The sequence below is a fragment of the Nocardia inohanensis NBRC 100128 genome, assembly GCF_001612945.1.
Taxonomy (GTDB): domain Bacteria; phylum Actinomycetota; class Actinomycetes; order Mycobacteriales; family Mycobacteriaceae; genus Nocardia; species Nocardia inohanensis.
In genome coordinates, this window is sequence record NZ_BDBK01000007.1 from 227,146 (window position 1) to 242,570 (window position 15,425).

Below are 15,425 nucleotides of genomic sequence, written 5' to 3' on the forward strand. Positions count from 1 at the left end.
AACTCCTATCGCGGCACGCGCGGGAGACGAAGGCCCATCTGGGCGATCAGCTCGCGCATGATCTCGTTGACGCCGCCGCCGAAGGTCACCACCAGGTTCTGCTTGGTGCGGCGATCCAGCCACACCAGCAGTTCGGCGGTGGCCGGATCGGCGGGATCGCCGTAGCGGCCCACGATCTCCTCGGCCAAGCGGCCGGCCTCCTGCAACGCCTCGGTGGAGAACACCTTGGTGGCGGAGGCATCGGAGATGACATCGGCCGGATCGGCGTCGGGGCGCTCCATATTGGAGGCCACCTGCCAGTTCAGCAGTTCGTTCAAGCGCACCATGGCGTGCAGGCGGCCCAGCGAACGGCGCACCTCCTGCTCACCCAGCACGCCCTGCTTCTGCGCCCATTCCCGCACCCGCTCGTAGAGCTGCTCGATCTTGCCCGACGGGCCGAGGGAGACGCGCTCGTGGTTGAGCTGGGTGGTGATGAGCTTCCAGCCGCCGTTCTCCTCGCCGACGATCATGTTCGCGGGCACGCGCACATTGTCGAAGTAGGTGGCGTTGGTGTGGTGCGCGCCGTCGGCGGTGATGATCGGCGTCCAGGAGTAGCCCGGATCCTTGGTGTCCACGATGAGGATCGTGATGCCCTTGTGCCGGGACTCCACCGTCCCGGTGCGCACCGCCAGCCAGATGAAATCGGCCTCGTGCGCACCGGTGGTGAAGATCTTCTGCCCGTTGACGATCCAGTCGCCGTTCGCGTCCCGGACCGCGCTGGTGCGCAGCGCGGCCAGGTCGGTGCCGGCGTCCGGCTCGGAGTACCCGATGGCGAAATGCACGTCACCGGTGAGGATTCCGGGCAGGAACTTCTTCTTCTGCTCGTCGGTGCCGAAGCTCTGCAACGCCGGGCCGACGGTCAAGAGCGTGACCAGCGGCACCGGCACGTCCGCGCGCACGGCCTCGTTGTAGAAGATCTGCTGCTCGAGCGGGCCGAAACCCTGCCCGCCGTATTCGACGGGCCAGCCGAGCCCGAGCTTGCCGTCCGCGCCCATCCGCTTCACCACCGCGCGGTAGGCATCGCCGTGGCGGTTCACCAGCATCTCGGCCTCCTCGTCGGGAGTCACGAGACCGGTGAAGTACGAACGCAATTCGTCGCGCAGCTGCCGCTGTTCCGCGGTCAGTTCGATGAACATCTGGCTCCCAGCCGATCCAGCCGGAACGATTCGCCGCCGAGCCAGCGCGCGATGTCCTTGGCTTGTGAGTAGTAGCGATGCAGCGGATGGGTCATATCGACGCCGAGACCACCGTGCAGGTGATGACACTTCTGCATGGCCGCGGGCAGCTCGGAGGCCACCGTGTAGGCCAGCACGTCCAGGTCGTCGTCGGTGCGCTCCAGATGCTCGGCGGAGTCGTCGTCCTGCGCGAGCGCCCAGTTGGCCGAGGTGGCGGCCGCGTGCAGCGTCCGCGAGACCACGTAGACGTCGGCGATCTGCTGTGCGACGGCCTGGAATTCGGCCAGCGCGCGGCCGAACTGCTGCCGGGTGCGGACATGCTCGGCGGTCAGCGCGATAACGCCCTTGAGCAGGCCGTCGGCCACCGCGCCGATACCGGCCAGCGCGTAGCGATGCAGTTCGGTGAGACCGCCCGGAAGCAATTGCTCGGCCGGGATCTGCACGCCCTCGAAGGCGACCGAAAACTCCGGCACGCCATCGGAAGTCGGGCTCGCGGTCTTGGTGATGCCGGGGGCGTCACCGTCGACCACCGCGATACCGCTGTCCGTGGGCACCAGCATCCAGCGCGCGGTGTCCGCGTACGGCACCGCCACCTTCCGGCCGGTGATACGCACGGTGACACCGTCCGGCGTCGCCGTGGTCTCGGGCTTCACCGTGAACGGCGAGCCGGTCTCGTGCAGAGCGGCGGTGAGCACCGCACCCTCGGCGACGGCGGGAAAAACCTTCTCCGCCAACGCATCCGGCACACCGATGGCCAGCAACGGCAGCACACCGAAGGCCAGGGTGCTCAGCGCCGGGGTCTGCACGGCATCGGTCGCCAGCTCGGTGAGCAGCGTCGAGACCTCCAGCAGGCCCATCTCGTCACCGCCGAAGCGCTCGGGCAGCGGCAGGGCCAGCAGTCCAGACTCGGCGATGACCGGCCAGAGCTTGATATCGCGCGCGCTATCATGCTCCAGCAAACTTACGACAACCTCGGCGACAGCATCCTGGCTCTCGTCCCGCGTGAAGTCCAATTCCATACTCCCGGTTGAAGGGTGGGCTAGCCGTGCGACTCGCGAGGCAGCCCGAGGATCCGTTCACCGGCGACGGTCAACAGAATCTGCTCGGTCCCGCCAGCAATCGACAAACAGCGTGTGAGCAGGAATTCTTTCACCACATCGGTCTCTAGAGCACCCGCCGCACCGGACAATTCGACCGCAAATTCGGCGACCGCCTGGCGGTGTCTGACACCGACCAGTTTGCGGACACTGGACTGCGGTCCAGGATCTCCACCGGACAGCAGTTTCTGCGCGGCACGAGCTTCCAGCAAAGTTCCAGCAACCGATTCGGAGATGAGCCCTCCGAGTCGATCCGCCACCCGTTCGGCGCCGGGACCGGACTTCGGAGCGGCGGCGATCATCGCCTCCAGCTCGTCGCCGATTCCCTTGCCGCCCATGGCGACCCGCTCGGCCGAGAGCGTGGAACGGGCGATCTTCCACCCATTGCCCAGCTGACCGACCAAGCATTCGTCCGGGACGAAGACACCGTCCAGGAAGACCTCGTTGAAACGCGCCTCACCGGTGATCTCGACCAGCGGGCGGATATCGATCCCGGCGGACTTCATATCCACCAGGAAGTAGCTGATGCCCTTGTGCTTCGGGGCATCGCCGTCGGTGCGCGCCAGACAGATGCCCCAGGTCGCCTTGTCGGCGAGGGAGGTCCACACCTTCTGGCCCTGTAGCTTCCAGCCGCCCTCGACCCGCGTGGCGGTGGTGCGCAGCGCGGCCAGGTCCGAACCTGCACCCGGCTCGGAGAAGAGCTGACACCAGATGACCTCACCGGTCAGGGTGGGCAACGCGTAGCGCTCGATCTGCTCGGGCGAACCCCATTGCAGCAGGGTCGGAATCGCCCAGTTGGCGATGGCCAGCTCGGGCAGTTCGATGCCGGCCTTACGGACCTGATCGTCGAGGAAGGTGCGCAGGATCGGGCCCGCGCCCCGGCCGTACGGCTTGGGCCAGTGCGAGGCGAGCAGGCCGGATTCGGCCAGCGCGACCCGCTGCTGCTCCGGCGGCAGAGCGGCGATGGCGGCGAGGTCGGCGGCCAGCACCGCGGCTTCCCCGGCGTCCAAACCGACGGTGTCCCAATCGGCTTCGCCCTCGCCGTCGCCCAGATCCAGGCCCACGGTCCGGCGCTGGCCCGCGAGGGTCAGTTCCGCGACCCGGGCCCGCCAGCGCGCGCTACCGCCCAGCAGCTGCCGCATGGCGGTGGCCTTGCGCAGGTACAGGTGAGCGTCGTGCTCCCAGGTGAAACCGATTCCACCCAGGACCTGAATGCAGTCCTTGGCGGTCTCCACCGCGGCGTCCAGCGCGACCACCAGGGAAATGGCGGCGGCCAACGGAAGTTCGGCGCTGTCGGTGTCGACGGCGTGCGCGGCATCGGCGGCGACCGCGCGAATCTGTTCGGCCCGGCACAGCATCCATGCGCAAATGTGTTTCACCGCTTGGAATTCGCCGATCTTCTTGCCGAATTGCTCACGCACCTTGGCGTATTCGACGGCGGTCTCCAAGCACCAGCCGGCAATGCCGGCGGCCTCGGCGGCCACCAGCACGGCGGCCAGATCGAGCACGCGCTGCCGCGGCTGGAAGATCTTCTCCGGTGCGACAGCAACTTCCGAGCAGCTGACCTTGGCCAGCGGCGTGCTGCGATCGATGGCATCGAGCGGCTCGATGGTCAGACCGGTGGCGCCGGCATCGACCAGGCACCAGAGCGACCGGTCGCCATCGACGATGGGGACCAGCACCGCGGTTCCCGGCGCGGCGCCCAGCACCGAGTCCCACTCACCGGACAAGATCACACCGGATTCGCCGGTGGATATTGCGATTTCGCCCCCGAGCGCCACGCCGCACGGCGTATCCTCGTCGAGCATCTCCCCGGCAACGAGACCAGCCAATGCCGTCGAGAGCACGGGACCGCCGACCAGATCATGCGCCGCCTGCTCCACCAGGACAGCGAGATCCCCGACGGAACCACCAGCTCCGCCGTTCTCCTCCGGGACCGCGACCCGGAAAATTCCGAGTTCGGCCAGGCGCGACCAATATTCGCGCCAATATTCCGGTGCTCCGGTTCGCATTGTTGCAATTGGACGCACCGCCGCGGCCCATCCGCGCATCGACTCCTGAACGGCTTTATGCTCGTCAGTGGTGGCTATGGTCACACGCCATACCGCCTTTCCGGGGTGACTTCCGCTCCTAGAACATGTTCTAATGTTCAGGCCGGGCGGAAGTCAAGCGCCGTCAGGTCGCGGTACGAACTCGTAGCCAGCCGCCGCCACCGGACGACTGGGTGAGATGACCGAACGATTCGTGCAGGAAAGGACTTTCAACCGATGGCCAGTCCCTCCCGATCGCAAGCAGCAGCCGATCAGGTGGCCGCCGCGCGCACGGCGCCCGTGACCACGCTCAGCGAGGAGGACCTCAGCTCGGCCGCACAGCGCGACCGGCGCAAGCGCATCCTCGACGCCACCCTCGCGCTCGCCTCCAAGGGCGGCTACGACGCGGTGCAGATGCGGGCCGTCGCCGAACGCGCCGACGTGGCAGTCGGCACGCTCTACCGCTACTTCCCGTCCAAGGTGCACCTGCTGGTGTCGGCCCTGGCGCGCGAATTCGAGCAGTTCGAAGGTCGCCGCAAGCCCTTGGCCGGGGCCACCGCCCAGGAGCGCATGCACCTGCTGCTCACCCAGGTCACCCGGGCCATGCAGCGCGATCCCCTGCTCACCGAGGCCATGACGCGGGCCTTCATGTTCGCCGATGCCTCGGCCGCGGCGGAGGTAGACCGCGTCGGCAAGGTCATGGACCGCTTCTTCGCCCGCGCCCTCGCGGATGAGAACCCCACCGACCGCGAACTGGCCATCGCCCGAGTCATCTCCGACGTCTGGCTGTCGAATCTGGTTGCCTGGCTGACCCGCCGCGCCTCCGCCACCGACGTGACCGAGCGCCTGGAGCTCACGGTCGACCTCCTCATCGGAGGAAAGAAGTAAGAATCCCGGGGGCCACGCCCCCGGTCCCCCATAGCGTTCGCCCGGCGGGCGTTCGCCGGGTGTGACGAAGGTCCGCCCACTCCCGGAGAGTGGGCGGGCCTTTTCGTTGTTGCTACAACGTGACTGGTCAAGGGGGGTTCTCACCGGAGAACCGGACATACGGTGAACGGTGCGAAAGTGTCTTGTAAACGCTATGTATCACCACGCATACGACGGGGAAACCGGTACCCAGTAGCATCACTCGCGCCCTGAAAAATCTCCTCCGATCATTAGGTTGGATGCGTGAGCGCACAGGATTTGCCACTCGAACTTCGCCGTGCGTTGGCGGCCATCGCCCGCGTGCCACGGCTGCTGGTCGCTTCGGACTACGACGGGACGATCGCGCCCATCGTCTCCGACCCCGCGAAGGCCTATCCCCATAGGGAATCGGTGAGCGCCTTGCGCGCACTGGCTTCCCTCACCGGCACAACCGCCGCCGTCATCTCAGGGCGCGCCCTGCGAGATCTCGCGGCCCTGTCCCGGCTGCCCGTCGAGGTACAACTCATCGGCAGCCACGGTTCCGAGTTCGATGTGGGCTTCGTGCACGCCATCGACAACGACGCCAAACAGCTACTGCAAGAGGTCACCTCGACCCTGACCCAGATCGCTCAGGACAATCCGGGCGCCACGGTCGAGATCAAACCCGCCAGCGTGGCTCTCCATGTCCGTAACGCGAGCCCCGAAATCGGCCGCCGCGCACTGGTTCAGGTCCGGCAGGGCCCGGCCAGCTGGGTGGGCGTGCAGATCACCGAGGGCAAAGAGGTCATCGAACTCGCGGTGGTCGAGACCGACAAGGGCGCGGCCCTCGACATCGTCCGGCATCAGCAGGGCGCGTCCGCGGCGGTGTTCATCGGCGACGACGTGACCGACGAGAAGGCGTTCAAACGCCTGTCCGGCCCCGATGTGGGCATCAAGGTGGGTGACGGCGAGAGCCTCGCCAAGTACCACGTCGCCAGCACCGAGGAGGTGTCGAAGGCGCTGGCGTTCCTGCTCGAGGAACGCCGGACATGGTTGGCAGGTGCCAGCGCCCCCCGAATCGAGCGGCTGACCATGCTGGCCAGCCCCCGCTCCAAAGCCCTTGTCACACCGGACGGCACCATCACCTGGCTGTGCCATCCCGAACCGGATTCGGCGGCGGTCTTCGCGCACCTGCTCGGCGGATCGGGCGCGGGCCACTTCACGATTCAGCCCGAGCGTTCCGGCCTGCCGCTGTCGCAGCGGTACGTGGACGGCACCATGACCGTCGAAACCCGTTGGTCCAGTTTGCAGGTGGTGGACTACCTGCCGCACGATGTCGCGCTGGAGCGCACCGACCTGACCCGCGTCATCACCGGTGACGCCAAGGCGGTCATCACCTTCGCGCCGCGACCGGAATTCGGGCAGGTGCCGGTGCGGATCGTGCACGCGGCCGGCGGATTGAAGGTCCAGGGCACCAACGATCCGATCGTGCTGCGCTCCCCCGGCGTGGATTGGGAGATCCTCGACGACGGGAACCATCACACCGCGCGGGCCGTGGTCGATCCCTCGCAGGGACCGATCATCCTGGAAATGCGCTGCGGCACCTCCGATCTCGCCCCCGCCATGACGCCCGAGGCGGACCGGCGGCGGGAAGCCGAACGGTACTGGTCGGAGTGGGTCGGCACGCTGGAGCTGCCGCCGCTGAAGCCGGACCTCATGAAGCGGTCCGCGCTGACGCTGCGCGGTCTGGTGCACGCGCCCTCCGGTTCGATCCTGGCGGCGGCCACCACCTCGCTGCCCGAGGACATCGGCGGCGTGCGCAACTGGGACTACCGCTACTGCTGGCTGCGCGACGCCTCGCTGACCGCCTCCGCGCTGGTCTCGCTGGGCTCGGTGGGCGAGGCCGAGGAGCTGCTGGCCTGGGTGCACCGGGTGCTCGAGACGCTGCCCGGACCCGAACGGCTGCACCCGCTCTACACCCTCTACGGCGAAACCCTGCCGCCCGAGGCCGTCATCGACCAGCTGCCCGGCTATGCCGGATCGCGGCCGGTGCGCGTCGGCAACGCGGCGAACATGCAGGTGCAGCTGGACGTGTTCGGTCCCATCGTGGATCTCATCTCCCAGCTCGCGCACGCCCGTGAGCGCAAGGGCATCACCGATCCGGCCAAGGCGCTGCCCGACGCCGATTGGGAATTGGTGCACGCCATGGTCTCCGCGGTGCAGCGCCGCTGGCGCGAACCCGACCACGGCATCTGGGAGATCCGCGGCAATCCGCGGCATCACGTGTACTCCAAGGTGATGGGCTGGCTGACCATCGACCGCGCCCTCACCCTGGCCCGCCAGTTCGGCCGCCCCGCCGATCTGGATTGGGAAGCCTTGCGCGACACCATCGCCGACGAGGTGAAGGTGGAGGGCTGGAACGACGAGGTGCAGTCCTACACCGCGGCCTACGACGGCACCGACCTCGACGCAGCCACCCTGCACATCGGCCTGAGCGGTCTGATCGACCCCTCCGATCCCCGGTTCGCGGCCACCGTCGTCGCGACCGAAGCCGAATTGCGCAGCGGTTCCACCGTTTACCGGTACCACCACGACGACGGCCTGCCCGGCGGTGAAGGTGGATTCCACCTCTGCGCGGCCTGGTTGGTCGAGGCGTACCTGCTGATCGGCAAGCGTGAGGACGCGGAAGCGTTGTTCGCTCAGCTGGTCGATGTGGCGGGGCCGACCGGTCTGCTCTCCGAGGAGTACGACCCGGTCGCCGAACGGTCACTCGGCAACCACCCGCAGGCCTACAGCCATCTCGGCCTGCTGCGCTGCGCCCAGCTGCTGAGCCAGCCGGTCGCCGCGCTGACCACGTAGGTCCTATCGGACCAAAAGAAGGCCCCCGCGAACCGACGTTCGCGGGGGCCTTTCGTGTGCGTGGGGGGTTGCCCCACGTGTCCCCCACCACAACCGAGCGGTCGGATTACTGCCCTGCTGGACACTTGCGCTACATTTTAATGGCAATCGTTTTCGTTTTAGTTAAGCCGGTTTCAGGAGTTACCCGCGTGACCAAGAGATTTGCCCGAGGATTCGCGTTCTTCGCCGCAGGGCTCGCCACAGTGGCAACCCTGACCGCTTGCGGAGGCTCGAAGAACGATTCCGATCAGCCCACCATCGTCGCCTCCACCAATGTCTGGGGCGATATCGCCAAGACCGTCGCCGGACCGGACATGAAGGTCGAGTCGCTGATCTCGGACCCGAGCGTCGACCCGCACTCCTTCGAGGTCAGCCCCGCCCAGGCCGCCAAGGTCCAGGACGCGGCGCTGGTCGTCTACAACGGCGGCGGCTACGACGAGTTCATCGACAAGGCCATCAGCGGCAAGAACAAGAAGACGGTCAACGCCTTCGAGATCGCCGGTGAAGGCAGCCACGACGCACCCACCGCCGCCGCCAAGTCCGGCGAGACCGGCCACGCACACGACCACGGCGGCACCAACGAGCACGTCTGGTACGACGTGCACATCGCCGGGCATGTCGCCGAGCACATCGCCGACGCGCTCGGCGAGATCGACCCGGCGCACAAGCAGGGCTACGCCGAGCGCGCCACCGCCTTCGCCGGGCAGCTGGAAGGCATCGAGGCCATTACCGCCAAGATCGCCGCCGAGCATCCGAACCAGCCGGTCCTACAGACCGAGCCGCTGGCCTACTATCTGCTGCTCGACGCCAAGGCCGACGACCGCACCCCGCATTCCTACCAGGAAGCCATCGAACAGGGCACCGACCCCTCCCCCGCGGATATCGCCGCCGTGCGAGACCTGTTGACCGGCAAGCAGGTACGCGCTCTGGTCTACAACATCCAGACCGAGGACAAAGCCACCGAGGACCTGCGCGCCACCGCCGAGAAGGCCGGCGTCACAGTCGTCGAGGTCACCGAAACCCTGCCCGCCGGAACGAATTACGTGCAGTGGATGACCGGCAACGCCCAGTCGCTGGCCAAGGCTCTGGCCTAGCCGTCGTGTCCGCCGCCATATCCTCCCGCGAGGAAGCCGCCCCGGCCGCACCCCGGCCACAGCGGCAGGCCCCGGACGCGGCTGCCGCGTCCGGGGAATTCTCCACATCCGGGACCGGTTCGACAGCCACGAACACCCGGACCGCGACCACCACCCGGAGCACCGCCATGAACGCGAAGAACGCCGTACCGGCTCCGATCGCCCAGCACGCGCCCACCGCGCACCGGTCGGCCGAAACCACCGCCCGCACAGCCGAATCCCCGCAGCCTGTGCACGAACCCGGGTCCGCCGTCGTATCCGAGACACCCTCCGGCGCGGCCCACGCCACCGGCCTCGACCGCGCCGGGGTGACACCGCCGGCGGTTCGGCTCTCGGATGCGCGACTGGCGTTCGGCGCGCGCACCCTGTGGGACGGACTGGATCTCGAGGTGCAGCCGGGTGAGTTCATCGCGGTGCTCGGACCGAACGGGTCGGGCAAGACGTCGATGCTGAAAATGCTGCTGGGACAGCTGAAGTTGTCGAGCGGCACAGTGGAGATCGCGGGCGGCCCCGCGCGCACCGGCAATCCGGATATCGGATACATCCCGCAGCAGAAGACCATCGACGGCGGAGCGCAATTGCGCGGCGTGGATCTGGTCGGGCTGGGCGTGGACGGGCACCGCTGGGGGCTCGGACTGCGCGGGCGCAAAGAACGCAAGCTCAAAGTGGCGCAGGCTATCTCGGCGGTGGGCGCGGATCATTTCGCGGACGCGCCGCTGGATGTGCTCTCGGGCGGTGAACAGCAACGGCTGCGCGTCGCCCAGGCGCTGGTCGGCGATCCGCGCGTGCTGCTCTGCGACGAGCCGCTGCTCTCGCTCGACCTGGCGAACCAGCGGCTGGTCTCCGAGCTCATCGACAAGCGTCGCCGCACCCACGACACCGCCGTGCTGTTCGTGACCCACGAGCTGAATCCGATTCTGCCGCTGGTGGATCGGGTGCTCTACCTGGTGGACGGCAAGTTCCGGATCGGCACGCCCGACGAAGTGATGACCTCCGAGGTGCTCTCCGAGCTGTACCGCACCCAGGTCGACGTGCTGCGGGTGCGCGGGCGGCTGGTGGTGGTCGGCACCGGGGACAGTTTGGATGCACTCGGTTCAGCCGGTCACTGCCACGGCGAGGATCCGAACTGCCACGACGACAAGGCGAACGAGGCGCGGGCATGATCGACAAACTCTCCGGCGTCTTCACCCAGATGTTCGACTTCGCCACCACCGCCGACCTGCTGTCGCGGGACTTCGTGCAGCAGGCCGTGATCGCGGCGGCGCTGCTCGGGCTGCTCTCCGGGGCCATCGGGCCGCTCATCATCAGCCGGCAGATGTCCTTCGCGGTGCACGGCACCAGCGAACTGTCGCTGACCGGTGCGGCGGCCGCCCTGCTCGCGGGCATCGGCGTCGGAACGGGCGCCATCATCGGCTCGGTGATCGCGGCGGTGCTCTTCGGCGTACTGGGTTCCCGTGCCCGCGAACGCGATTCGGTGATCGCGGTGGTGCTCTCGTTCGGCCTCGGCCTGTCCGTGCTGTTCCTGTGGCTCAGCACCGAACGCTCGGGATCCAAGTTCTCGCTGCTCACCGGCCAGGTCGTCAGCGTCGGTTACAGCGGGCTCACCACGCTGGCCACCTGCACCGCGGCCGTGCTCATCGTGCTCGCCGCCATCTACCGGCCGCTGCTGTTCGCCAGCACCGACCCGGAAGTGGCCGTCGCGCGCGGGGTTCCGGTGCGGGCGCTCTCCATCGTGTTCGCGGTGCTGCTCGGCATCACGGCGGCCTTCGGCGTGCAGATCGTCGGTGCGCTGCTGGTGCTCTCGCTGCTGATCACCCCCGCGGCCGCGGCGGCGCAGCTGACCGCCAGCCCGGCCAAGGCCGCGGTGCTCGCCATCGTGTTCGCCGAAACCGCTGCCGTCGGCGGCATTCTGCTGTCGCTGGCGCCCGGCGTCCCGGTGTCGACCTTCGTCACCACGATCTCGTTCACCATCTACATCGTGTGCCGGATCATCGGGTCCCGCACCCGGTCGCGCCGACGCGCCCTCGTACCCGCCTGATCTCGGGCATCGATCTGCCGCATGAGGGGCGGCAGATGATGTCCCGGCCACGCCCCTGCCCTGACGCACCTCGTCTCGCCAGGGCAGGGGTGTGCGTATTTGCGGGGCGAGCTAGGCGCGCGATGCGCCCTCGCCGGCGAGGGCGAAGAGGCCGTCCGGGGTTTGTTCGATGAGGCCGTCGACGAGGAGCGAGTCCAGGGCGCGGTCACGCTGGCCCGGATCCCGAGTCCAGGCCAGATCCAGGCGGACTCGCTCGACGGGGCCGGTTGCGTCACGCAGGACATCCAGCAGCCGACCGCGAGCCTGCCGGTCGGTGCCCTCGTATTTCTGGACGCGGCGCACCACCTCGGAGACCGGGCGGCCCGCGGAAACCCAAGCGCACGACGGCAACGGGCAGCGCGAGCAGTCCGGGGTGCGAGCCGTGCAGACCGTCGCGCCCAATTCCATGAGGGCGGCGGAGAAGACGGCGGCACGATCCACCTTGGCGGGCAGCAGCGCCTCGGTTTCGGCGAGGTCGCGGGTGGCTGGATTGCCCGCTTCGGCACGGCCGTGCACGGCGCGCGCGACGACGCGGCGAACATTGGTATCCACCACCGGAACTCGCTGACCATAGGCGAAACAGGCGACGGCGCGGGCAGTGTACGCGCCGATCCCGGGCAGGCTCAGCAGCACATCCACGTCGGCAGGCACCTCGTCGCCGTGGTCGCGAGCCAGGACCTGTGCGCACTCGTGCAGGCGCAGCGCGCGGCGCGGATAGCCCAGTTTGCCCCAGGCCCGCAGCACCTCACCCTGCGATTCGGCGGCCATGGCCGAAGGCACCGGCCAGCGCGCCACCCATTCGCGCCAAATCGGTTCCACCCGGACCACGGGGGTCTGCTGGAGCATGATCTCGCTCATCAGGATCTGCCACGCGGTCACCTCGGGCCGCCGCCAGGGCAGGTCACGCGCGGTATCGCGATACCAGTCGATGAGCACGTCGCTGTCCACGAAAGACCTTCCTGCCGACACTCGGAACCCGGGATTTCCCCACGTCCCCACGCCAGCGATGGTATCCATGACTCCCCCGCCTCTCCGCAACTTCAGCGCCCACCTCGGGTGCCGTCGCACGTTAGCAACGCGTGCCGACGGTCGGGTGCGGACTGCTACTTCGGCCGTCCCCGGCGAGTTACCCTCGACTCACGAAATCAGTGGTCACCTTCTCACCGCAGGTCGAGCAACCCGGACAGCCCAACTTTGCCGGGCCGTAACTTCGCGGACTCGCCGGTAACCGACGACATATGGAAAATGGGACACATGCCGCATTCCAACCCGATCAGCGCCTGGAAATCCCTGCGTGAAGGGAACGAGCGCTTCGTCAACGGCGCGTTGCAGCACCCTAGCCAGGGGGCCGCCGACCGCGCCAAGCTCGTTTCCGGACAGCAACCGCAGGCCATTCTGTTCGGCTGCGGCGACTCGCGCGTGGCCGCCGAGATCATCTTCGATCAGGGCCTCGGCGACATGTTCGTGGTGCGCACCGCCGGGCACGTGGTGGACAGCTCCGTGCTGGGGTCCATCGAGTACGGCGTGCAGGTGCTGAACGTGCCGCTCATCGTGGTACTCGGCCACGACAGCTGCGGGGCCGTGCGCGCCACCATCGACGCGCTCGATCACGGCAATGTGCCCGGCGGGTTCATCCGCAGCGTGGTCGAACGCGTGATGCCGTCCATCCTGATCGGCCGCCGCGAGGGCCTGACCTCGGTCGACGAGCTCGAAGCCCGCCATGTGGAGGAGACCGCCCGGCTGCTCATGCAGCGGTCGATGATCATCTCGCAGCGGGTGGCGACCGGCGAATGCGCCATCGCCTGTGTCACCTACAACCTGGGCGAAGGCCAGATCAAGCTGCACCGCGTGATCGGCAATATCGGCGAAGTGGTCTGACACCCGCCGAAACGGATGTTCCATGCCGGGGGCGGGCGGATTCGCCCGCCCCTCGCATCATCACCGGGCAATCCGCGTACCCGCGGGCGAGAGCGCCCGAGACGGCCGATTTCCGCCCCGCCACAAGGTCTTTCGCACCGCCCGACCCACCACAGTGCCCGGTGGGCGCGGAAATGTACCTGTCGCGTAGGGCCTTTCACCTCCGACACGCCGAGACCCTGCCGGGGATGCGTCCGACGGTGCCCTTACCGTTGTCAGCGTGCTGGAACCGAATGGACCGCTGCCGCCGGAAATCTACTGGCGTCGTCGCGCACTCGCGATCGGCGCGTTGGTGGTCGCCCTCGCGATAGTGATCTGGGTGGCCTTCGCACTGCTGCGCGGCGGCGGTGGCGACGAGAAGAAGGCCGACGGCAAGGCCACCACCTCCGCGAGCGCGACCGGCAAGCCCACCGGAACCTCCTCCGGCGCATCGGAGTCGAGCGCGCCCAAGCCCAGCGCCGGCGGCGCCGCCGGCGCCGCGCCCGCGGCCTCCGGACAGTGCCCGGACCAGTCCCTGGCCGTGAAGGTGAACGTCGGGCAGCCCACCTACAAGACCGGTGAGCAGCCGGTGTTCGGCATCGTCATCACCAATATCTCCAGCTCCGCCTGCGAACGCGATATGGGTTCGGGGTTGCAGCTGGTCTCGGTGCAGTCGCTCGACGGGCAGCGCAAGCTGTGGTCTTCCACCGACTGCTACCCGGACGGCACCCCCGACATCCGCACGCTCAACCCCGGCCAGCAGGCCGCCTTCACCGTCACCTGGTCCGGCGCCACCTCGGCGCCCGGCTGCGCGGGCGAGCGGGTCGCCGTCGCACCGGGCCCGTACACCGTTGTGGCCCAACTGGGTTCGGTGCGCAGCTCGCCGGAACCGTTCAATATCGCCTGATCCCACTTGATTCGGCACATCCGGGCCGGGCATCCACGATGGGTGCCCGGCCCGCTCCGTCGCACGAGCCGGCTTTCGTCATGCCCGGGACTCGCGCCGGATCACGGGTAGCGGTGCTCACCCAGGCGGACCAGGCCTTCGCGAATGCGGCGCGCCAGTGCGGAGTTCATGCCCTCCACCGCCTCCAGGTCGGCCGGAGTGGCCTCCAGGAGCGCGCGTAACGTGCCGAAGACGCTCACCAAGGGTTCGACCCTGCGGAAGGGCACCCGCGGGATCTGGGCGAGCAGGCGGTAGCCGCGCGGACCGACCGCGGTCGCCACGGCCTCCGGGGTGGCCGGATAGCCAAGCGGCGGAGCCAGATTCGCCAACTCGACCAGATCGCTGTCGGTGAGCCGGTCCAGCCGCGCCAGCGCTCGATCCACCTGCGCCTCCCCCGCCGCCTCGGCGACCAGATAGTCGCGCACCAGCAGCCGGCGCAGGTTCTCGGTATCGGCGACCAGTTCGGTGAGTTGCAGCGCCGGCTGGCGGCCGTCCACGCCCAGCTCCAGCACGTCCTGTTCGATCTCGCCCGCGGTCCGGCGCATGAGCTCCAGGCAGTGCACCACGGTCAGCACATCGCGCAGGGTGGCGAAGTCCTCCAGCTCCAGCGCGGAGAGGCGGCGGGTCAGTTCGTCGAGGCGGAAGCGGTAGCGCTGCAATGTCGCCATGGCCTGATTGGCGCGCGACAGGATGGTCGCCGAATCCTGCACCAGATGCCGGCCGCCCTGCATGTACACGGTCACCAGGCCGGTGGAGCCGCTCACCGACACCACCGGATATCCGGTTTGCAGCGCGGTGCGTTCGGCGGCTTTGTGCCGGGTCCCGGATTCCACCGTCGGCAATGCCGGATCCGGCACCAAATGCACATTCGCGCGCACGATCCGCATACCGTCGGTGGAAAGCACCACCGCACCATCCATTTTCGATAATTCGCGCAAGCGGGTGGGCGCGAATTCGGCATCCAATTCGAATCCGCCGTCGCAGATTCGCTCCACCCGATCGTCGTATCCGAGCACCACCAAACCACCGGTGCCGGCCCGCAGAATTCGATCGATTCCATCGCGCAATTGCGTGCCCGGCACCAGGCGGGCGATCACATCCCGGACCGCCTCGGCCGAATTGTCCTGCGCTTCAGCCGAATCACTCGCGCCCGCGAGCAAGGGCACGGAACGACCGAGCAGCCCGTTCATCCAGCGCCCCGCCATCACCCGATCTCCATCCGGCAATCCCCCGCCTCGGTCCTCATCGG

12 protein-coding genes are annotated in these 15,425 nt (G+C 68.1%); 7 read left to right on the top strand and 5 right to left on the bottom strand.

Annotated features, from left to right (window positions below; translation table 11 throughout):
* Positions 1-5: 5 nt before the first annotated feature.
* The 3 genes from NI1_RS15175 to NI1_RS15185 are packed head-to-tail and all read right to left on the bottom strand — an operon-like array spanning position 6 to position 4,407.
* A complete protein-coding gene (locus NI1_RS15175) occupies positions 6-1,175 on the bottom strand; it encodes an acyl-CoA dehydrogenase family protein (protein ID WP_067820268.1) in 1,170 nt (389 codons plus the stop codon).
* Positions 1,160-2,227, bottom strand: a complete 1,068-nt coding sequence (locus NI1_RS15180; protein WP_067820576.1) for an acyl-CoA dehydrogenase family protein — start codon at positions 2,225-2,227, stop codon at positions 1,160-1,162. The genes NI1_RS15175 and NI1_RS15180 overlap by 16 nt, the downstream gene beginning before the upstream one ends.
* Positions 2,228-2,253: 26 nt before the next feature.
* Entirely contained in the window at positions 2,254-4,407 is a 2,154-nt protein-coding gene (locus NI1_RS15185; protein ID WP_067820271.1) for an acyl-CoA dehydrogenase family protein, read from the bottom strand.
* A 171-nt stretch (positions 4,408-4,578) separates the two neighbouring features.
* On the opposite strand from NI1_RS15185, the gene kstR reads away from it, so the two are divergent.
* From kstR to NI1_RS15210, 5 genes are all read left to right on the top strand, one after another.
* On the top strand, positions 4,579-5,229 hold the full coding sequence (kstR, locus tag NI1_RS15190) for a cholesterol catabolism transcriptional regulator KstR (protein ID WP_067820274.1): 651 nt from the start codon (positions 4,579-4,581) through the stop codon (positions 5,227-5,229).
* Positions 5,230-5,511: 282 nt separating this feature from the next.
* Positions 5,512-8,085, top strand: a complete 2,574-nt coding sequence (gene otsB, locus NI1_RS15195; protein ID WP_067820277.1) for a trehalose-phosphatase — start codon at positions 5,512-5,514, stop codon at positions 8,083-8,085.
* Between the two features lie 140 nt (positions 8,086-8,225).
* Entirely contained in the window at positions 8,226-9,218 is a 993-nt protein-coding gene (locus NI1_RS15200) for a metal ABC transporter solute-binding protein, Zn/Mn family (RefSeq protein WP_084523228.1), read from the top strand.
* Between the two features lie 167 nt (positions 9,219-9,385).
* Positions 9,386-10,420 (top strand): metal ABC transporter ATP-binding protein, encoded by a 1,035-nt coding sequence (locus NI1_RS15205; RefSeq protein ID WP_245663229.1) that lies wholly within the window; start codon positions 9,386-9,388, stop codon positions 10,418-10,420.
* Positions 10,417-11,295, top strand: a complete 879-nt coding sequence (locus NI1_RS15210; RefSeq protein ID WP_067820282.1) for a metal ABC transporter permease — start codon at positions 10,417-10,419, stop codon at positions 11,293-11,295. The genes NI1_RS15205 and NI1_RS15210 overlap by 4 nt, the downstream gene beginning before the upstream one ends.
* Before the next feature lie 111 nt (positions 11,296-11,406).
* Here NI1_RS15210 and NI1_RS15215 read toward each other — a convergent pair whose 3' ends face one another.
* On the bottom strand, positions 11,407-12,282 hold the full coding sequence (locus NI1_RS15215) for an HhH-GPD family protein (RefSeq protein WP_245663230.1): 876 nt from the start codon (positions 12,280-12,282) through the stop codon (positions 11,407-11,409).
* A gap of 306 nt (positions 12,283-12,588) precedes the next feature.
* Here NI1_RS15215 and NI1_RS15220 point away from each other — a divergent pair, with 306 nt between their 5' ends.
* Both NI1_RS15220 and NI1_RS15225 read left to right on the top strand, forming a co-directional pair.
* On the top strand, positions 12,589-13,212 hold the full coding sequence (locus NI1_RS15220) for a carbonic anhydrase (RefSeq protein ID WP_067820284.1): 624 nt from the start codon (positions 12,589-12,591) through the stop codon (positions 13,210-13,212).
* Between the two features lie 259 nt (positions 13,213-13,471).
* Positions 13,472-14,137, top strand: a complete 666-nt coding sequence (locus NI1_RS15225) for a DUF4232 domain-containing protein (RefSeq protein ID WP_067820287.1) — start codon at positions 13,472-13,474, stop codon at positions 14,135-14,137.
* A gap of 101 nt (positions 14,138-14,238) precedes the next feature.
* Here NI1_RS15225 and disA read toward each other — a convergent pair whose 3' ends face one another.
* Positions 14,239-15,381, bottom strand: a complete 1,143-nt coding sequence (gene disA, locus NI1_RS15230) for a DNA integrity scanning diadenylate cyclase DisA (protein WP_245663231.1) — start codon at positions 15,379-15,381, stop codon at positions 14,239-14,241.
* Positions 15,382-15,425: the final 44 nt, after the last annotated feature.